Here is a 19913-nt window from a genome sequence, read left to right as displayed (position 1 = left end):
GTCAGAGCACCTTTCCGGTCGGCTCGGCGTCGTACTGGTCGTCCTCGGCCGGTGGGCGGCGCAGCAGGGCGATCGAGCCGGAGACGGTCGTCGCCTTCAGTTTCCCCGTCCCGGCGCCGAGCGTGCCTGTGATCTTCTTCGCCCCCCACTGGCCGCCGACCCGCAGGTCCTCGAAGGCGTTGGAGACCGCGCCGCTCGCGGTGTTCGCCTCGACCTTCGCGTCCGCCGGGTGCGGCAGCCGGATGGCGATCTCTCCGGAGACCGTGGTCAGTCTGATGTCCGTGGGCTTCGGGGACGCATCGACGTCCAGGACCATGTGGCCGCTGACCGATTCCGCCCGTACGGACGTCCCGGCACCCTCGACGACCGTCAGGTCACCCGACACGGACTGGAAGCGGAGGTCGCCGGTGACGGCCTGGGCCTCCAGGTTGCCGGAGACGGTCTCCGCGCGGACCACGCCGGCGAGTCCCACGAGGGTCGTGTCACCGGTGACACCCCGCAGCTCCGTGCGGCCCCGGATCCCGGAGACGACCGCCCCGGCGCCGACGACGCCGACCTCCACCGCCGCACCGGAGGGCACGGCGAGCGAGACGACGGCGTGACGCCGCGGCGTCTTCCGGTCGAGCCAGCTGAGGAACCCCTTCCACGGCAGATCCTCGTAGGTCACGGTCAGGGTGCCGTCGCGTTGGGTCACGATCAGCGGGGGGCCCTCGATGCCGGAGACCTCCAGGCGTGCGGTGGCCTCCTCGGTGCCGACGACATTGACCGCCCCGTTGACGATGCGCACACTCAGCGCCGTCACGGGGGCGTCGAACGTGAGCCTCTGGGGCTCGGCGACGGACCACGTCGACTCAGGCATGGATCGGACCTCCCGGAGAACGTGACGCAACATATCGCGTCTCTTGAGAACACGATATATCGCGGATTGCGGAAGTCAAGGGGCTGCGCATGGGCGGCGGGAGTGGGCAAATCGAGTCATGTACGGGCGAATTGCCCTAGCGTATGGACCATGACCGCGACATCCGTGGGCGCTCTGCTGCTGTGCCGGGCCGACCCCGAGACCGTACGGCCCCTGGCGCATCTCCTGCGTGAGCCGATGGTGCTCACCCCGGCCGGCGACGGGTGGACCGCCGTCGTTCCCGAAGGGAAGCCCTGGCGCAGTGAGGGCGGCGAGCCGGTCGACCGGGTCCTCGGCGGCTGGGCGACCGCGCTCGCGGTGGGTTCGGCCTGGCCGGTGCTCGCCCTGTGGTGGGACGGCGACCGCTCCGGCTACACCCTCGCCTCGGGCTTCCGCCGCCCGGTCGGCTACATCTGGCTGGCCGACGGCACCCCGGCGGGCGAGGACGAGGCCATGCGGACGTTCGCGGTACGGCTGGGCCTCGATCCGGTCCTGGACGTCCAGGAGCTGGAGGCGCTGACCCGGCCGGATCCGGAGGCGGACGCCGACGCCCGGCTGCGCGGACTTCTCTCCGTCCTCACCCGTACCGGAGTCGCGCTCCCGGCCGGCCTCACCCCCGGAGAGTCCGCCGACCGGCTGCGCAGCGTGGCCGGGGCGCACCCCCGAGCGGAACAGATCGAGTGGGCCGGCTGGCGCGATGCCGTACGGGTGGAGCTCGACGCGGTCGAGAGCGGGAGCCTCGGGCCGTGGGTGCTCGGTCCCCGGGCCCGCGCGGCGGCCGCGGCGCAGGTCGCGGTAGGAGTGCCGCTCACCCTGTGGGGTGCCGGCCGGCGCAGCGGGGGCTGGGTCGCGGCGGGCCTGATCCTGCTGGTGCAGGGTGCCCTGGGGCTCGCCTACAACCGGTTCAGACGCGAAGCGGAGGCAGCGGGAACGCCCCGGCGGTGACTACTCGTCCTCGTCCTCGTCGTCCAGCCGGGCCAGCCAGGTCGCCAGGCGCTCGACAGGAACCTCGAAGTCGGGGTTGAGGTCGACGAACGTACGCAGCTGCTCGGCGAGCCACTCGAAGGTGACTTCCTCCTCGCCGCGCCGCTTCTCAAGTTCCTCGATGCCACGGTCCGTGAAGTACATGCGACCAGAATAACGAGGCCGGAACGCCGCGGTGCCCGGCCCCGCGATGATCTCGCGGGACCGGGCACCGACGGTGCGTACAGCAGCCGGTCAGGCCTCGAAGACCTCGTTGACCAGCTGGGTCTGCTCGGCCTGGTGACGCTTGGCCGAACCGACCGCCGGGGACGAGCCGTGCCGGCGCGAGATACGGCGCAGGCGCTCACCGTGCGGCACATCGGCGCCGACGGCCAGGTCCAGGTGGTCGATCAGGTTGAGCGCGATGAACGGCCACGCACCCTGGTTGGCCGGCTCCTCCTGGGCCCAGAGGTACTTCTCCGCGTTCGGGTACTTGGCGATCTCGGCCTGGATCTCCGCACCCGGCAGCGGGTACAGGCGCTCCAGACGGATGATCGCCGTCTCCGTGTCGCCACGCTTCTCGCGCTCGGCGTCCAGGTCGTAGTAGAGCTTGCCGGCGCAGAAGACGACCTTGCGGACCGCTTCGGCCTTGACCGACTCGTCGCCGATCACCGGACGGAAGCCGCCGGTGGTGAACTCCTCGGCCTTCGACGCCGCCGCCTTGAGACGGAGCATCGACTTCGGCGTGAAGACGATCAGCGGCTTGTGGTGCGGGTTGTGCACCTGCCACCGGAGGAGGTGGAAGTAGTTCGACGGCAGGGTCGGCATCGCGACCGTCATGTTGTCCTGCGCGCACATCTGCAGGAAGCGCTCCGGGCGGGCGGACGAGTGGTCCGGGCCCTGGCCCTCGTAACCGTGCGGCAGCAGCAGCGTGACGCCGGACGTCTGGCCCCACTTCTGCTCGGCCGAGGAGATGAACTCGTCCACGACCGTCTGCGCGCCGTTGACGAAGTCACCGAACTGGGCCTCCCAGATGACCAGCGACTCCGGGCGGGCCAGCGAGTAGCCGTACTCGAAGCCCATCGCCGCGTACTCGCTGAGCAGCGAGTCGTAGACGTTGTAACGGGCCTGGTCGTCGGAGAGGTAGAGCAGCGGGGTGTAGTCCTCGCCGGTCTTCTGGTCGACGAGGACCGCGTGGCGCTGGCCGAACGTGCCGCGGCGGGTGTCCTGGCCGGCGAGCCGGACCGGAGTGCCCTCCATCAGCAGCGATCCGATGGCCAGGGTCTCGCCCATGCCCCAGTCGATCGTGCCGTTGTCCACCGAGGCCGCGCGGCGCTGCATCTGCGGCATCAGACGCGGGTGGACGGTGATCCCGTCGGGGATGTTGACCTGGGACTCGGCGATCAGCTTCACGACCTCCGAGGAGACCGCGGTGTTCACCGCCACCGGGAACTCGGCCTGGACGTCCGGGACATGCGGCTGGGACGGCGCGGAGGTGGCTTCGCGGACCTCCGCGAAGACCTTCTCCAGCTGGCCCTGGAAGTCCTGGAGCGCCTGCTCGGCCTCCTCCAGCGTGATGTCGCCGCGACCGATGAGGGACTCGGTGTAGAGCTTGCGCACCGAGCGCTTCTTGTCGATCAGGGTGTACATCTGCGGGTTGGTGAACTCCGGGTTGTCGCCCTCGTTGTGACCGCGGCGGCGGTAGCAGATGAGGTCGATGACGACGTCCTTGTTGAACGTCTGCCGGTACTCGAAGGCGAGCCGCGCGACGCGGACCACGGCCTCCGGGTCGTCACCGTTGACGTGGATGATCGGCGCCTCGATCATGCGCGCCACGTCAGTGGCGTACATCGAGGAGCGCGACGCCTCCGGGGCGGCGGTGAAGCCGACCTGGTTGTTGATGACGACGTGGACCGTGCCGCCGGTGCGGTAGCCGCGCAGCTGCGACATGTTGAGCGTCTCGGCGACGACGCCCTGGCCCGCGAAGGCCGCGTCGCCGTGGAGCGCGACGGGCAGGACCGTGAAGTCCGTGCCGGCCTTGTTGATGATGTCCTGCTTGGCGCGGGCGATGCCCTCGAGAACCGGGTCGACCGCCTCCAGGTGCGAGGGGTTGGCGGCCAGCGAGACCTTGATCTGCTCGCCGTCCAGACCGGTGAAGGTGCCCTCGGCGCCAAGGTGGTACTTGACGTCGCCGGAGCCGTGCATCGACCGCGGGTCGAGGTTGCCCTCGAACTCCCGGAAGATCTGCGCGTACGACTTGCCGACGATGTTCGCCAGGACGTTCAGCCGGCCGCGGTGGGCCATACCGATGACGACCTCGTCGAGGCGCGCCTCGGCGGCCGAGTCGATGACCGCGTCGAGCAGCGGGATGACGGACTCGCCGCCCTCCAGCGAGAACCGCTTCTGGCCGACGTACTTGGTCTGCAGGAACGTCTCGAAGGCCTCCGCGGCGTTCAGACGGCGCAGGATCCGCAGCTGCTCCTCGCGCTCCGGCGCGGGGCGCGGACGCTCCACCCGGTCCTGGAGCCACTTGCGCTCCTTCGGGTCCTGGATGTGCATGAACTCGATGCCGGTCGTGCGGCAGTACGACTCACGCAGCACACCGAGGATGTCGCGGAGCTTCATCAGCGTCTGCCCGGCGAAACCGCCGACCGCGAAGTCCCGCTCCAGGTCCCACAGGGTGAGGCCGTGCTCGTTGATGTCCAGGTCGGGGTGCTTGCGCTGGCGGTACTCCAGCGGGTCGGTGTCGGCCATGACGTGGCCGCGGACCCGGTAGGAGTGGATCAGCTCGAAGACCCGTGCGGCCTTGGTGACGTCGTCGTCGTGCGAGGCGTCGATGTCCTTGAGCCAGCGGACCGGCTCGTAGGGGATGCGCAGCGCCTTGAAGATCTCGTCGTAGAAGTCGTTCTCGCCGAGCAGGAGCTGGGACAGGACACGCAGGAACTCGCCGGACGCGGCGCCCTGGATGACCCGGTGGTCGTACGTCGAGGTCAGCGTCATGACCTTCGAGATGCCCAGCTTGTTCAGGGTGTCCTGCGAGGTGCCCTGGAACTCCGCCGGGTAGTCCATCGCGCCGACGCCCATGATGAGGCCCTGTCCGGGCATCAGGCGGGGCACCGAGTGAACGGTGCCGATGCCGCCGGGGTTGGTCAGCGAGGCGGTGACCCCGGAGAAGTCGTCCATGCCGAGCTTGCCGACACGGGCGCGGCGGACGATGTCCTCGTACGCCTGCCAGAACTCGAAGAAGTTGAGCGTCTCGGCCTTCTTGATGGCCGCGACGACCAGCTGGCGGTCGCCGTTCGGCTTCACCAGGTCGATGGCCAGGCCGAGGTTGATGTGCTCCGGCTTGACCAGGGTCGGCTTGCCGTCCTTGACCGCGAAGGAGTGGTTCATCGACGGCATGGCCTTGAGGGCCTGCACCATCGCGTAGCCGATGAGGTGGGTGAAGGAGATCTTCCCGCCGCGGGCCCGCTTGAGGTGGTTGTTGATGACGATGCGGTTGTCGAAGAGCAGCTTCACCGGAACGGCGCGGACGGACGTGGCCGTCGGCAGCTCCAGCGAGGCGTTCATGTTCTTCGCGACGGCGGCCGAGGGGCCGCGCAGCGTCACGTACTCCGGGCCGGCCGGAGCCTCGGTCGCCTCGGCGGCCTTGGCGGGCGCCGGTGCGGCCTTCGCGGGCGCTGCCTTCGCCGGGGCGGGCGCTGCCGGAGCAGGGGCCGCCGCCTTCGGCGCCGGAGCGGCGGGTGCGGGCACCGCGGCCGTGGCCGGGGCCTTCGCCACCGGCTCGGCCGGAACGGCGTTGTTGACGGTGGTCGCGGCGGGAGCCGGGGTCACCGCAGCCCCCGCGGCTGCGGGGCCGGGCTTGTCCGCCGTGCCGGACGTGCCCGGCTTGTAGTCGGCGAAGAAGTCCCACCAGGCGCGATCGACCGAACTGGGGTCCTGGAGGTACTGCTGGTAGATCTCGTCGACAAGCCACTCATTGGGGCCGAATGCGGCCGCCGGGTTGGACCCGGAGCCTGCTTCTTGATCGGTCGAGATGCTCGAGTTACTGGGGGACTGAGACGACACGGCGGCAACCGCCCTCTTCCGCTTCACAAGGTGATGGACAGCGGAAATCAAGGCTACGCCTCCCCAGCCGTTACGTGCAGGCCGGGCCGGTCTTCGTCGTGCACATCACATCGGAAGCCGGGTTTCGGCGCATGAAATGGCGGGAAACAAGCGGGGTTCCGCTGCACTTCGGGTACGCGAGGCCGTGGACACGGCCCCTTGGACCGTATCTCTTTCAGGGCCGCAGCGTAGAACGCCGCCTTCCGGTTCGAACTCTAGGTCAACTGCGGAACTGAGATGTCCCCGGAAGAGTGACCTGGATCCGGCATCCGCGGGCTGATTCGGCCACGCCGATATGACCGCCGTGCAGATCCACCGCCCAGCGGGCGATCGCCAGCCCCAGCCCCGTACCGCCGTCGTTGCCTGAGCCGTGCGGGTAGGGAGCCTGGCCGCGGTTGAAGCGCTCGAAGACCCGGTGGCGCTCCGCCTCCGGAATACCGGGGCCCTCGTCGACGACCTCCAGTTCGAGCGACTCGGGGTAGTCCCCGCGCCGGGCCAGCACCGTGACCCGGCCGTGCGGAGGGCTGTGCTTGACCGCGTTGTCGATGAGATTGGCGACCACCTGGTGCAGCCGTTCCGCGTCCGCGTGCGCCGTCAGCTCCGGCGGCGAGACATCGAGGTGCAGATGGACGTCCGTACGGGAGTGGTTGCCGGAGCCCGAGGAGAGCCTGCGGTGCGAGGCCGCGAGGTTCGCCTCCTTGAGGACCCCCGACAGGTAGGGCCACACCTCGAAGCGGCGGGCCTTCAGCGTCACCACGCCGTTGTCCAGCCGTGAGAGGTCCAGCAGCGTCTCCACCAGCCTGCCGAGGCGCTCGGTCTGCTTCAGGGCCGTACGCATCGTCTCGGGATCGGCGGCGGACACCCCGTCCACCACGTTCTCCAGCACGGCTCTCAGCGCCGCGATGGGGGTGCGCAACTCGTGCGAGACGTTGGCCACCAGCTCCTTGCGGTGCCGGTCCTCTGCCTCCAGGTCGTCCGCCATGCGGTTGATCGTCTGCGCCAGGTCACCGAGCTCGTCACGGCGTCCGGCGCCGCTCACGCGTCTCGTGTAGTCGCCGTGCGAGATCGATCTGGCGACAGCTCTCATCTCGTCCAGCGGCGCGGTCAGGCCGTGGGCCACGAACTGGGTGATCAGCAGCGTGGCGATCACGGAGAAGACCGTGATGAACCTGAATTCGGTCCTGGTGCGCAGTGCGACGATCAGCAGACCCGTCGTGATGAACACCGAGACCACGACGAGCGTGCCCAGCTTGGCCTTGATCGAGAAGGGCCGCAGTCCGGAGCCGGGCCGCGTCATGGCGCGGGAGTCTCCAGGGCGTAACCGACGCCGTGCACCGTACGGATCCGCTCCGCGCCGATCTTCCGGCGCAGCGCCTTGATGTGGCTGTCGACCGTGCGGGTGCCCGAGGCGTCCGCCCAGTCCCACACCTCTGCCAGCAACTGTTCCCGGGACAGCACCGCGCGCGGTGTGTTGGCCAGGCAGACCAGCAGGTCGAACTCGGTCGGCGTCAGGTGGACGTCGTCGGCGCGCACGCGGACCCGGCGCTGCGCGTGGTCGATCTCCAGCTCGCCGAGACGCAGGATGCCGCTGCGCGGGGTGACGGCGGCCAGCGCGGCCCGCTCCACCCGCCGCAGCAGGACGTGCACCCGCGCCGCCAGCTCACGCATGGAGAACGGCTTGGTCATGTAGTCGTCGGCGCCGACCCCGAGCCCGACCAGCATGTCGGTCTCGTCGTCGCGTGCGGTGAGCATCAGCACCGGCACGGGGCGCTGGGCCTGCACACGGCGGCAGACCTCCAGGCCGTCGAAGCCGGGAAGCATGATGTCGAGCACCATCAGATCGGGCTGCCAGGCCTCGGCCGCATCCACGGCCGCCGGCCCGTCCAGTGCGGTCTGCACCAGAAAGCCCTCGGCCCGCAGACGGGCGGAAATGGCGTCGACGATTGTCGCGTCGTCCTCGACCACCAGGACCCGGCGCTGAGCCCCGGGGGTGGCCGCGACGCCGTTGTGGGTGGTGTGTGTCTGTTCCATCGCCCCGCCCCTGCCCGTTCTCGCGGAGGCCATTCCCCCGGAGGCACGGTTATCGCTTGTGGATTTCGTGGGTGATCCCTTGTGCCGGTCAGAGCGTAAAGGCAGAAGACGGCTCCCGGCTACGCAGGGTGTTGACCGAGGTGAAGGTGTTACCTCCGCGGGAGAGGCGGTTCGTCGGCCTTGTGCCGCTTGGCCCGTGGGATACCGGGGCTGTGGATACCGGGTGGGGGTTCAGACACTCCGGAGTGCGAGATGGACCACGTCGGGCACACCTCGGGCAACGGCTACTTCTTCGGTCCGTACCGCGTGGAATCCGGCATTCCGCAAGGCTTTCTCGAAGTCCGCGGACGGCTGCGCAGACCACACGGCCAGGACTCCGCCGGGCGTCAGGCGTGCCAGGCAGGCCGCGAGACCGGCCGGTGAATAGAGGCTTCCGTTGTCCTCCGTGACGGTCCAGTCGGGCCCGTTGTCGATATCCAGGCACAAGGCGTCGTAACGCTCCGTGGTCGTGAGGAGGTGCTCGACGAGGTCCGTACGGAGGATCTCGGTCCGCGGATCGGCGAGGGCGGCACCCGAGATCCGGCCGAGCGGCCCCTCCAGGTGCCAGTCCACGATCGCCTGCTCCCGCTCGACGACCACGATCCGTCCCCACCGCTCGCCGGCCGCCGCGCGAACCAGCGAGAAGCCGACGCCGAGCCCGCCGATGAGCACGGCAGGGTCCGGCCGCCCGTCGGGCAGCGCGTCGAGCGCCGCGTCGATCAGCAGCCGCTCGGAGCGCCCGTCGGAGGTGTCCATGAGGAAGCAGCCGTTGGCGATGATCTCGAAGTCGTCGCCGCGCTCCCGCAGGACGACTTCGCCGTAGGGCCCTTCGCGCCGGTCGAGCGTGACGGGGCGGTGGGCGTCTGTGACGGACATGTGGGTGGTCTCCGGTCGGCGGCAGGGCGGTCGGCCGGTCCATCATCCCCAGGTGCCGCCACCGGGACCAGCCGATTTCCGCCAGTTTCACGCTCCCGCCCGGTCGGACGCGGCGTTCGATTCCGCCGCCCGAACGCAGCCCGTCGGGAATGGGGGTGCCACGCGGAATGCTGGCGTAGAGGCAGGCGCCGTACGGCCTGCGGGCCCCGGTGCGGGGGCAGGGCCCCAGGGTGATCGCTGAGAGCGAACGCACGGTGGGGAACATTCGGCAGCGCAGGAGCATTGAGTCCACATAACTCAACTTGCCTGCCGAAGGGGAGATCATGACTGCTGAGTCCAATGCGTCCCAGGCGTTCACGCCGATCGACCTGCCCGTGCTGCCGCTCGACGACGAGGTCGTGCTTCCCGGAATGGTGGTGCCGCTCGATCTGTCGGATGCGGAAGTACGTGCCGCCGTCGAGGCGGCCCAGGCCGTCGCGCGTCCCGGCGGCGGCAAGCCCGAGGTGCTGCTCGTCCCCCGTATCGACGGGAACTACACGGGGACCGGTGTCCTCGGAACCGTCGAGCAGGTCGGGCGGCTCTCGGACGGGGACCCGGGCGCGCTCATCCGCGCCCGTGACCGGGTACGGATCGGTGCCGGGACCAGCGGGCCCGGCGGAGCGCTGTGGGTGGAGGGCACGCGGATCGACGTGTCCCTGCCCGATCCTCTGCCCGGCTCCGCCGCCGAACTCGCCAAGGAGTACAAGGCGCTCGCCACCAGCTGGCTGAAGAAGCGCGGCGCCTGGCAGGTCGTGGACCGGGTGCAGCAGATCGAGGACATCTCGGCTCTCGCCGACAATTCCGGCTACTCGCCCTTCCTCACCACCGCCCAGAAGGTCCAGCTGCTGGAGACCGTGGACGCGGTCGCCCGGCTCAAGCTCGCCGTCCAGTGGCTCGGCGAGCACCTCGCCGAACAGGACGTCGCCGAATCCATCGCCAAGGACGTCCAGGAGGGCGTCGACAAGCAGCAGCGCGAATTCCTGCTGCGGCGCCAGCTCGACGCCGTACGCAAGGAGCTCTCCGAGCTCAACGGTGATCCGGAGGACGAGTCCGACGACTACCGGGCGCGCGTCGAGGCCGCCGAGCTTCCCGGGAACGTCCGCGAGGCCGCACTCAAGGAGGTCGAGAAGCTGGAGCGCGCGTCCGACCAGAGCCCCGAGGGCTCCTGGATCCGCACCTGGCTGGACACCGTCCTGGAACTGCCGTGGACCGAGCGGACCGAGGACGCGTACGACATCAGGGGTGCCCAGGAGATCCTGGACGCGGAGCACGCGGGCCTGCAGGACGTGAAGGAGCGCATCACCGAGTACCTCGCGGTGCGCAAGCGGCGTGCCGACCGCGGACTCGGTGTGGTCGGCGGGCGGCGCGGCGGTGCCGTGCTGGCGCTGGTCGGTCCGCCCGGGGTGGGCAAGACCTCGCTCGGTGAGTCCGTGGCGCACGCCATGGGCCGCAAGTTCGTCCGCGTCGCACTCGGCGGTGTCCGGGACGAGGCGGAGATCCGCGGCCACCGGCGTACGTACGTCGGCGCGCTCCCGGGACGCATCGTCCGCGCCATCAAGGAGGCCGGTTCGATGAACCCGGTCGTCCTGCTCGACGAGATCGACAAGGTCGGCTCGGACTTCCGGGGCGACCCGGCCGCCGCCCTGCTCGAAGTGCTCGACCCGGCGCAGAACCACACCTTCCGCGACCACTACCTGGAGGTCGAACTCGACCTCAGCGACGTGGTGTTCCTGGCCACGGCGAACGTGCTCGAAGCCATCCCGGAAGCCCTGCTCGACCGCATGGAGCTGGTCAGGCTGGACGGCTACACCGAGGACGAAAAGGTCGTCATCGCCCGTGACCACCTGCTCCCGCGCCAGCTGGAGCGGGCCGGACTGGAGAAGGACGAGGTGAGCCTCGACGAGTCGGCGCTGCGCAAGCTGGCCGGCGAGTACACGAGGGAGGCCGGGGTGCGGAACCTGGAGCGGGCGGTCGCACGGCTGCTCCGCAAGGTCGCGGCCCAGCACGAACTGGGCGACCGGGAGCTCCCGTTCACGGTGACCGACGAGGATCTGCGGGGCCTGATCGGACGCCCCCACCACGTTCCCGAGTCCGCCCAGGTCCCGGCCGAGCGCCGCACCGCGGTGCCGGGCGTGGCCACCGGGCTCGCGGTGACCGGGGCGGGCGGCGACGTGCTGTTCGTCGAGGCGTCGCTGGCCGACCCGGAGACCGGGGCGTCTGGACTGACCCTCACCGGTCAGCTCGGCGACGTGATGAAGGAGTCCGCCCAGATCGCGCTGAGCTTCCTGCGGTCGCACGGCGCGGAGCTGGAACTGCCGGTCGCGGACCTGAAGGACCGCGGCGCGCACATCCACTTCCCGGCGGGCGCCGTTCCCAAGGACGGCCCGAGTGCCGGCATCACGATGACGACGGCGCTGGCCTCGCTGCTCTCCGGGCGGCTCGTCCGGACGGATGTGGCGATGACCGGTGAGGTGTCGCTGACGGGACGGGTGCTGCCGATCGGCGGTCTGAAGCAGAAGCTGCTGGCCGCGCACCGGGCGGGCATCACCACGGTGGTGATCCCCAAGCGGAACGAGGCCGACCTGGACGACGTCCCGGCCGAGGTCCTCGACACCCTGGAGGTCCACCCGGTCACCGATGTCCGCCAGGTGCTGGAGATCGCGCTCGCCCCGGCGTCGGTCGGGGCCGAGGAGAGGATCCCGGCTGCGGCGTAGGTGTCATGCAGTGACGGGCGTGGCACCACGGACACGGCCGGTACGGACGGCCCGCTCCTCCCGCGAGGGAGGGGCGGGCCGTTCCGCGTTCCCGGGGGCGGCTCAGGGGCGGTAGACCGTGCCGGGTTCAGGCTCCGCGGGGGCCATCAGCTGGGGGACGGTCACGAAGGTGTAGCCGCGGTGTTTGAGCGCGTCGATGATGCCCGGCACCGCGGGGACCGTCCCCCGGTAGATGTCGTGCAGCAGGATGATCCCGTCCCTGCCGGCCTGGTCGAGTATCCGCTTCCTGATCAGCGCGGAGTCGTTCGTGGAGTAGTCCTTGGCGGTCGCGCTCCACAGGATCTGGGAGAGCCCGAGTTCCGCGCAGATCCCGGAGACGGTGTCGTCGGTACGGCCCTGCGGGGGGCGCATCAGACGCGGCTTCCTCCCGGTGATCCTCTCGATCGCGAGCTGCGTCTTCTCCAGCTCGGCTCGTATCTCGTCCGGCTCCCTGTCCGTCAGGATCTCGTGCGTCCACGTGTGGTTGGCGACCTCGTGCCCCTCGGCCTCTATGCGCCGCACGGTGCCGGGGTGCTTCAGGACGTGGTCCCTGCCCAGCAGGAAGAACGTGGCCGGCACCTTCTTCTCCTTGAGGATGTCCAGGAGGTGCGGGGTGTCCTTCGCCGGGCCCGCGTCGAAGGTCAGCGCGATGCACTTCGCCCTGCGGCAGTCCACCTGGCCGAACCGCCCCTTCGCGTCGGATGCGGCTTCCCGGCGCGCGGACCCCGGGGCGGTGGTCTGCATCGAGCAGCCGCTGAGCGTCAGCGTGAGCGCGGCGACGAGGGCGGCGGCCAGTCCCGTACCGAACGGCGACATCTTTTTGGGCACGGCAGGCTCACTTCTTCGTGGCTGAGCCGCACCGGGCGGTGCGGCACGCCGCGACTATACATAGTGTGTATACGCATTATGTATAGTGAGTGTCGGGACAGCACGGAGCCCCGGTGACGTGGGGCTTGTCACCGGGGCCCGGTCGTGCGGGGTGGGGTCCTGTCAGCCGTTCGCGAGCGCCTGTACGCGGTCGAGGGCGCCGTTGAAGTGGTTGTGGTCGCCGACCGTGGGGCCGGACGAGGTGTACTGCCACATCGTGTAGAAGCCCCAGCCGGCCGGGAGTTCACCGACCGTGGTGTTGTAGCGGGCCACCCAGAGCGGGTTGGTGGCGCCGAAGCTCGCGTTGTTGCCCGTGCAGTCCTTCCACCAGCTGGTGGCGGTGTAGATCACCGGGTCGCGCCCCGTGCGCGCCTTGTAGGTGTTCGCGAAGTCGCGGATCCAGGAGACCATGGCGGCCTGGGTCTTCCCGTAGCACTGCGCGCCGTACGGATTCCACTCGATGTCGAGCACGCCCGGAAGCGTCCGGCCGTCCCTGGACCAGCCGCCGCCGTTGTCCACGAAGTAGTTGGCCTGGGTCGCACCGCTGGTCGTGTCCGGGGTGGCGAAGTGGTACGTGCCGCGGATCATGCCGACGTTGTACGAGCCGTTGTACTGCTGCGTGAAGTAGGTGTTCTTGTAGTACGTGCCCTCGGTGGCCTTGACGTAGGCCCACTTCACGCCGCTGTTCCACAGGGTCTGCCAGGCGACGTTGCCCTGGTGGCCGCTGACGTCCACTCCTTCGGTCTGGACGGCGGAGGGGCCGGTGGGGCTGCCCCCCTGCTGTCCGTCGTGGGCGATGACGCCCTGGCCCATCCTGGCCGTACCGCGCTGGGGAATGTCTGCGGCGCCGGCCGCGCCGGGCAGCGCGAGCAGGAGGGCGAGGGCTGCGAGGAGGGATCCCGCTACGGCGAGGCGCGAGCGGCGGGTCGTTCCGGATCCGGATCTGTGCACGGGCATCTGCGTGCCTCCGAGGACTCGGTGGGGGGAACTGCTGGCCCAGGAGCGGGTGCGGGACACTCCTGCAGTGCGTGCCGCCATGGTGTGGGCATGCCACCCGTGACACTCATGAAGCTACGCACGTAGACCCGCCCGGCGGAAGGGGGACCGGCCGCTGCCGATGGTCTACGCCTGCGAAATACTGGCCCAGCTGCGGCGATGGCCGGGGCTGAAAGAAACTTTCATCGGCGGGAAAGCGTATGAAGGGTGCTGACGTGCACGGGAGTGGAAGCGCAAGTGAACCCGGTGCCGCGGCCGGGAGTGGTGTGGACCACGAATTCCTTGCGCTGGAGCGCGAGTTGGCGGTGTTCCTGCGCCGGGCGCGGGCCAGCTCGGGGGAGATGGCCCGTGAGGTCCACCCGGACCTGGAGTCGGCGGCCTACGGGCTCTTCGTGCGGCTGGAGTCGGCCGGCCGCCAGCGTGCCACCGAGCTCGCCGCCTACTTCGGTGTCGGCAAGGCGACCATGAGCCGTCAGCTGCGCGCACTGGAGGCCCTGGGGCTGGTGGCGCGCGAGAGCGACCCGGCGGACGGCCGTGCCTCGCTCGTCCGGCTCACCGAGGAGGGGCTCGCCCGCTTCCGGAGTGTCCGGGATGCCCGTCGCGGACGTTATGCCCGCAAACTGGCGGACTGGGACCGTGCCGAGGTCGCGGAACTGGCGCGACTGCTGCACCACTTGAACGAGCGCGCCGAGGACTGAGGGCGTCGGGCGGACACGGGCGGACACCGCGGGGCCGGCGACGGGCGGGGCCGCGGCCCGCGTCGGCCTACAGCTCGACCAGGACGGCTGTCGCGTCGTCATGCGTCTTGCTGCGGCGCAGGTACGTGCGGTCCGTGTCGGCCCTCTCCAGCTCCCTGACCCGGTCGATCAGTCCCTGCGGCCCCGCCTTGCGCAGCAGCCCCAGCGTCGCCGTCCAGTCGCCCTCACGGAACGTCTCCGTCCAGCGGCTCGCTCCGTCGGTCAGCGCCGCCAGCGTCCGGACCTCTGCGCGCGGGGTGCGGCCGGTCACTGCGCGTGATGCCACCGCGGGGTCGGCGGCTGCCGTGAAGAAGCCGCCCTCCTTGTTCCGCACACGCGCGTCGGCGATCGCCTCGGAGGCGAGAGAGCCCGGTGGCAGCCGGTCGAGGCGGTCGTCGAGGACCGCCCGCACCGCGCCGTCGGGCGCCTCGAGGAGCAGTGCGGAGTCGGAAAGCACCAGGTACTCGATCTCCTGTTCGTCCCAGCGTGCCACGACCACCGTCGCCTGCGGTGTTCGTACGTGAGAAAGGTCACACAGGGAACGGTGCGTGTCGGCGGTGCGCCGAATGGACATCGAGAGGATCTCGGTCAGCGTCAGATCCCGCCGCGAAGCGGACAGTTCGGCCAACGAGCCACCCAGTCTCGCGGTGAACCAGGGCACCGAGTGCACACATCCGTCGTCACCCCCGGGCGGCGTGACGCCGTCGAGCAGGACGAGCACCCCGCCCAGGCCGGCTGCCGGGAGGGCGGTGGATACCCAGTCCTCGTTGGGACGTTCGGGGCTACCCGGCGCGGTGGCGAGTTCGATGCGCATGCGATCAGTCTGCACGATGTCTTCACGGGGGCTGCACGAAGCACGGGTTGGACCGTACCGGCAGGTCAGAGCGGCCTCCCCGGGAGGAAGGAGAGGCTCCGTGCATATGCGGGCGGGCATCCTGCCAAAGCCTGGGCCGAAGTTCCACCCAAGGGGCCGCGCATGGCCTGGAGCGCCCGTGGGGAGACTTGTTCGCCAACTCCGGAGTGATGTTCACTCGTTCGAGTGGCGGAGCGGTTGATGCGCGCCCCCCTCTCAAAAGCACTGGAATGGTCAGAAGCCGTACCAGGGCGGGGGCGCCTTTTCATGTGACCGTATGTCACCTCTGCTTCAAGGGTGGACGAGTCAAGATTGCGAGCACCGGTGCAGAAGAAGCGGCCTCGGAGCAAGGACAGCACGCGCGACGGTTCCGGGGCGACGCCTCCGGCAGCGGGTGCTGACAAGCGGACCGTGCGGGTGCGCAGTCGGCTCGTCGCCGGCGTCGCCGTCGTAGGGATCACCGTCATCGCCGCGGGCGCCCCGGCGGCCCTCGGCGCGTCCTCCGATCTCAACGAGTCCCAGCGGCTGGTCACGCTCGCCGAGCTGAACCAGCAGGCCATCACGCTCGCCCACTCCCTCGCCGACGAACGCGACGATGTCACCGCCCACATCGCCGCCGGCCGGGACGAGGACGACGCCAAGGACGCCGGGCGCGTGCCCGCCGCCCGCGTCGACCAGCAGGTGGACGAGATCAGGGCGGCCGCCCCCGCCGCCCTGCGGCGCGACCTCTCCACCATCCCCTCGCTGCGCCGCGACGCCCTCACGGGCAAGGGATCGGCGCTGGAGGCCCACCAGGCGTACTCCGAGGTCATCTCCAAGCTCCACGACCTCGCCGACGAGCTGGCCGAGAAGACCCCGCCGCGTGCCGCCGACGCGACCCGCGCACCGCTCGCCCTCGGTGGCGCCGTCGAGCAGGCCTCCGCCACCCGGGGGCTGCTCCTGGCCGCGCTCTCCGTTCCCGGCACGGAGCCGGCGGAACCGCAGATCGACCCCTTCACCGGGCTCCCCGTCCAGACCCGGGACGAGGGCGACAGCGAGAACGACCGCAACCGCGACGAGCTGAGCGCCGCCGCCCAGCAGGCCCGGGTGCGCGAACTCGCCTCGCTCGCCGACTTCGACCAGGCCGCCGGCCCGGCCGCCCGGGACAAGCTCGCGTCCACCGTGACCGGCCCCGAGGTCAACAGCGCGGAGAAGTACCTCACCCGCCTCACCGACCGCCCCGAGCTGTCTGAGGCGGACCGCAGGACCGACCGCAAGAAGGCCCGCACCGCGCTCTCCGCCCGCATCGACCGGATGCGGGGCGTCGAGTCCGCGCTGGGCACCGCCCGGGTCAAGAGCCTGGAACAGCTGCGCGACGACGATGTCACCGCGCTCGAACTGCGCATCGCGCTGCTCGGCGGCTGCCTGCTGATCGCCGTCGGCGTCTCCACCGCGGTCGCACGCACCCTCACCCAGCCGCTCGCCGTCCTGCGGATCGGTGCGGCCCGCCTCGCCGCCGAACCCGAGAGCGCCGAGCCGGTCCGCTACACCGGGCGCAACGACGAGTTCGCCCAGGTCGTACGGTCCATCAACACCCTGCACGGCAAGCTGCACGGGCTGCACCACGAGACGGCCGGCCGCTTCGAGAGCCTGCAGAACGAGCGCGGCGGACTGATCGCGAGCCGCGAGGCCCTCTCCGTGCAGCGCGCCGAACTCCAGGCCCAGGTCGCCGAGCTCACCACCGCGCTGACGCAGCTGAAGAACACGGTCCACCACACCTTCGTCAACCTCTCCCTGCGCACGCTCGGTCTCGTCGAGCGCCAGCTCGGTGTCATCGAGGGACTCGAGGAGCGCGAGCAGGACCCGGAGCGTCTCGCCACTCTCTTCAAGCTGGACCACATGGCCACCGTCATGCGGCGTCACAGCGAGAACATGCTGGTCCTCGCCGGTACCGACCACGGGCACGGGCACGGGGGGCCGATCCCGCTGGTCGACGTGATGCGTGCGGCCGTCAGCGAGATCGAGCGGTACGAGCGGGTCACCATCCAGTCCCTGCCGCCGCACTCCCAGATCGCCGGCTTCGCCGCCGACGACCTGAGCCACCTCGTCGCCGAACTCCTGGAGAACGCGACGTCCTTCTCGCCCCCCGACTCCCATGTCGAGCTCTCCGGCTGGCTCCTGGAGTCCGGTGAGGTGATGCTCTCCGTGCAGGACGAGGGCATCGGCATGTCGGCGGTCCGCATGGGCGAGCTGAATGCCAGGCTGGCCGACCCGGCATCGTTCGAGGCCGGTGAACAGGCCGCGGACGGAGCCGGACTCGGACTCCAGGTGACGTCGATGCTGGCCGCGCGCCACGGCGTACGGGTGCAGCTGCGTGAGCAGAAGGGGGGCGGAGTGACAGCTGTCGTCGTACTCCCGCAGGCCCTGCTGCCGAAGGCGCCGCCCGCCTCGTCGCCGCCGCCCGTGCAGATGCCCGGGGACGCGCCCACGCTGAACCTGCCGGGTTCCGTCGCGGAGGCCAACTCCAACGCTCTGCCGCCGCGTTCGGCGCAGGTGTCCGAGGACCCGCTGATCGCCGCCGCCGAGCGGACGGTCCTGGAAGCGGGCACGGACAGCGTCCCCGCCGCGCCCGAGGAACCGGCGCACGCGGAGCCCGCGGCCGCGGAACCCATGGACGCCGTACCAGCGGACGTGGAATCCGCGCAGGCAGTGCTCCCGGGCGGAGCACCCGCGCCCGAGGGGCCCGAGAGCGACAGCCCCGAAGCGGACGCCTCCGGGCACGCCGAGTCCGAGGCCGAGACCACGATGCAGGTCCGGCTGCCGGTGCCGCAGGACGCGCCCGGCCCGTACGCCATCGGACCCGACAGCCACGAGCGCGCCGCGGACACGAGCCCCGCAGCCTCCCCGTCCGACCCCGTTTCCGCCGCCGACGTCCTCCCGGGCCCGCGGCAGCCGATGACGGAGCCCCTCACCGACAAGGGGCTGCCCAAGCGCACCCCCAAGGTCGTCACCCCCGCCGCGGCGCCCGTCAAGGAGCGCAAGGGCGGCCTGGACAGGGACGCCCTGCGCCGCAGGCTCGGCGGCTTCCAGCAGGGTGCGAGGGACGGCCGACGCGATGTCGAGGCCGAGATCGCCGGGAGCACCGACGGCAGCGACGGCGCCGAGAGCGCCCCACAGACCGACCACATTGAGCTGGACGACCGTACCGATGGTCGATTCGATGAGACGGGGGACACAGTCGAGGAGGCACGCAGTTGACTGCGCCCAGCACGTTCGGGCTGAGTACCGAGGCCCGGAACCTTCACTGGTTGCTGAGCAATCTCGTGGAGGAGGTGCCAGGGGTCCACTCGGTCACCGTCGTCTCGTCCGACGGACTGATGCTGCTCTCCTCCGACCCCGGTCTCGCGACGGCCAAGCCTTCCGAGACGAAGACGGGCCCCAAGGGCTCGAGCGCCGACCTCGCCACCATCGTCTCCGGCATCGGCTCCCTCACCGTCGGCGCCGCGAAGCTGATGGACGGCGGCGGCGTCAAACAGACGATGGTCGCCATGGACGAGGGCAGCGTCTTCGTCATGTCGATCAGTGACGGCTCCCTGCTGGGTGTGCACGCCACCCCCGACTGCGACATGAGCGTCGTCGCCTACCACATGGCGCTCTTCGTCGGCCGCGCCGGACACGTACTCACCCCCGAACTCCGCAGTGAACTGCGCAAATCGATGGAGAGCGCCCAGTGACCTCTGCTGCTGAACCCGTACGCAAGCTCCCCGTCCGGGGGTCCGACCGCAGGCCCGCACGGGTCCGCCCGTACTCCCTCACCGGCGGCCGCACCCGCTTCGGCCACGTCCTGCTCGTCGAGACGTTCGTCGCAGCGCTGGAGGCCCCCGAGGAGCGCCGTGAACTCACGAACGGCAACCTCGCCTCGCGCGTCATGCCGGAGCTCCGCGCCATCGTCGAACTCTGCCGTCGTATGCGTACGGTCGCGGAGATCTCGGCCCTGTTGAAGATGCCGCTCGGTGTGGTCCGGGTGCTGCTCAGCGACTTGGCCGACCAGGGAAAGATCCGCGTGTACGGAACCGGTCACGGAACCGGTCAGCCCGACCGCGCACTGCTCGAAAGGGTGCTCAATGGACTCCGCCGTCTCTGAGGCTCCGCTCTTCACCCCGCGTCAGCCGGGGCCTCGGGACCAGCCCGACGAGTCGGTGCAGGCCTGGCAGCTGGACCACACGCGTGCGCCGATCGCCACCAAGATCGTGGTCGCGGGCGGCTTCGGCGTGGGCAAGACGACCTTCGTGGGCTCGGTCTCGGAGATAACCCCTCTGCAGACCGAAGCGATGATGACGCAGGCCAGTGAGGAGACCGACGACCTCACCGCCACGCCCGACAAGGTCACCACGACCGTCGCGATGGACTTCGGCCGTCTCACGCTCGACGACGACCTCGTGCTGTACGTGTTCGGCACACCCGGCCAGCAGCGCTTCTGGTTCATGTGGGACGACCTCGTACGTGGTGCGATCGGTGCGGTCGTGCTCGCCGACACCCGGCGCCTCGCCGACTGCTTCCCGGCACTCGACTACTTCGAGAGCTGCGGACTTCCGTACATCGTCGCCGTCAACCACTTCGAGGGATCGACCGGTTACGAGGAGAGTGACGTCAGGGAGGCCCTGACGGTACCGCCGCACGTGCCTGTTGTGATCATGGATGCGCGTAAGAGGATCACGGTCGTCGAATCGCTGCTCGCCCTCGTGGGGCACGCGCTCGACGTCACTCCCGCGTAA

Annotated in this window: 16 protein-coding genes; 7 read left to right on the top strand and 9 right to left on the bottom strand. The window is 70.2% G+C overall.

The window, feature by feature from the left end:
* Position 1: 1 nt before the first annotated feature.
* Positions 2-859 (bottom strand): DUF4097 family beta strand repeat-containing protein, encoded by an 858-nt coding sequence (locus OG257_RS13080; RefSeq protein WP_329207487.1) that lies wholly within the window; start codon positions 857-859, stop codon positions 2-4.
* Between the two features lie 150 nt (positions 860-1009).
* Between OG257_RS13080 and OG257_RS13075 the strand changes: the two genes are divergently transcribed.
* Positions 1010-1843 carry a hypothetical protein gene (locus tag OG257_RS13075; RefSeq protein ID WP_329207486.1) on the top strand — a complete coding sequence of 278 codons (834 nt, stop codon included), beginning with the start codon at positions 1010-1012 and terminating at the stop codon, positions 1841-1843.
* Here OG257_RS13075 and OG257_RS13070 read toward each other — a convergent pair whose 3' ends face one another.
* From OG257_RS13070 to OG257_RS13050, 5 genes are all read right to left on the bottom strand, one after another.
* Positions 1844-2026: a DUF6104 family protein gene (locus OG257_RS13070; RefSeq protein WP_003961784.1), complete on the bottom strand. Its 183-nt coding sequence runs from the start codon at positions 2024-2026 to the stop codon at positions 1844-1846. It lies immediately after the preceding gene.
* Positions 2027-2116: 90 nt separating this feature from the next.
* Positions 2117-5929, bottom strand: coding sequence for a multifunctional oxoglutarate decarboxylase/oxoglutarate dehydrogenase thiamine pyrophosphate-binding subunit/dihydrolipoyllysine-residue succinyltransferase subunit (locus OG257_RS13065; RefSeq protein WP_329207484.1), 3813 nt, complete (start codon positions 5927-5929; stop codon positions 2117-2119).
* 259 nt (positions 5930-6188) lie between these two features.
* Positions 6189-7265, bottom strand: coding sequence for a HAMP domain-containing sensor histidine kinase (locus OG257_RS13060; RefSeq protein ID WP_329207483.1), 1077 nt, complete (start codon positions 7263-7265; stop codon positions 6189-6191).
* A complete protein-coding gene (locus OG257_RS13055) occupies positions 7262-7999 on the bottom strand; it encodes a response regulator transcription factor (RefSeq protein ID WP_014154105.1) in 738 nt (245 codons plus the stop codon). The genes OG257_RS13060 and OG257_RS13055 overlap by 4 nt, the downstream gene beginning before the upstream one ends.
* Positions 8000-8230: 231 nt before the next feature.
* On the bottom strand, positions 8231-8914 hold the full coding sequence (locus OG257_RS13050) for a spermidine synthase (protein WP_329207481.1): 684 nt from the start codon (positions 8912-8914) through the stop codon (positions 8231-8233).
* Positions 8915-9237: 323 nt separating this feature from the next.
* On the opposite strand from OG257_RS13050, the gene lon reads away from it, so the two are divergent.
* Positions 9238-11667 carry an endopeptidase La gene (lon, locus tag OG257_RS13045; protein ID WP_329207479.1) on the top strand — a complete coding sequence of 810 codons (2430 nt, stop codon included), beginning with the start codon at positions 9238-9240 and terminating at the stop codon, positions 11665-11667.
* A 102-nt stretch (positions 11668-11769) separates the two neighbouring features.
* Here the strand turns inward: lon and OG257_RS13040 are convergent, their stop codons facing one another.
* Together OG257_RS13040 and OG257_RS13035 are read right to left on the bottom strand one after the other, a co-directional pair.
* A complete protein-coding gene (locus OG257_RS13040; RefSeq protein ID WP_443054560.1) occupies positions 11770-12522 on the bottom strand; it encodes a polysaccharide deacetylase family protein in 753 nt (250 codons plus the stop codon).
* Between the two features lie 174 nt (positions 12523-12696).
* The gene (locus OG257_RS13035) at positions 12697-13530 is read right to left on the bottom strand and encodes a lysozyme (RefSeq protein WP_329207476.1); all 834 of its coding nucleotides are present in this window, start codon (positions 13528-13530) and stop codon (positions 12697-12699) included.
* Positions 13531-13769: 239 nt separating this feature from the next.
* On the opposite strand from OG257_RS13035, the gene OG257_RS13030 reads away from it, so the two are divergent.
* Positions 13770-14267: a MarR family winged helix-turn-helix transcriptional regulator gene (locus OG257_RS13030; RefSeq protein ID WP_383185841.1), complete on the top strand. Its 498-nt coding sequence runs from the start codon at positions 13770-13772 to the stop codon at positions 14265-14267.
* Positions 14268-14334: 67 nt separating this feature from the next.
* Here the strand turns inward: OG257_RS13030 and OG257_RS13025 are convergent, their stop codons facing one another.
* Positions 14335-15120, bottom strand: coding sequence for a hypothetical protein (locus OG257_RS13025; protein WP_329207472.1), 786 nt, complete (start codon positions 15118-15120; stop codon positions 14335-14337).
* A gap of 363 nt (positions 15121-15483) precedes the next feature.
* On the opposite strand from OG257_RS13025, the gene OG257_RS13020 reads away from it, so the two are divergent.
* The 4 genes from OG257_RS13020 to OG257_RS13005 are packed head-to-tail and all read left to right on the top strand — an operon-like array spanning position 15484 to position 19913.
* Positions 15484-18396, top strand: coding sequence for a sensor histidine kinase (locus OG257_RS13020; RefSeq protein ID WP_329215055.1), 2913 nt, complete (start codon positions 15484-15486; stop codon positions 18394-18396).
* A complete protein-coding gene (locus tag OG257_RS13015) occupies positions 18393-18872 on the top strand; it encodes a roadblock/LC7 domain-containing protein (RefSeq protein WP_329207470.1) in 480 nt (159 codons plus the stop codon). Before OG257_RS13020 ends, OG257_RS13015 begins: the two co-directional genes overlap by 4 nt.
* A complete protein-coding gene (locus tag OG257_RS13010) occupies positions 18869-19282 on the top strand; it encodes a DUF742 domain-containing protein (RefSeq protein WP_329207468.1) in 414 nt (137 codons plus the stop codon). Before OG257_RS13015 ends, OG257_RS13010 begins: the two co-directional genes overlap by 4 nt.
* On the top strand, positions 19263-19913 hold the full coding sequence (locus tag OG257_RS13005; RefSeq protein ID WP_329207466.1) for a GTP-binding protein: 651 nt from the start codon (positions 19263-19265) through the stop codon (positions 19911-19913). Before OG257_RS13010 ends, OG257_RS13005 begins: the two co-directional genes overlap by 20 nt.

The sequence above is a fragment of the Streptomyces sp. NBC_00683 genome, assembly GCF_036226745.1.
GTDB lineage: Bacteria > Actinomycetota > Actinomycetes > Streptomycetales > Streptomycetaceae > Streptomyces.
The sequence above is the reverse complement of the archived record's forward strand: the minus strand, read 5'-3'. Positions and strand labels throughout refer to the sequence as shown.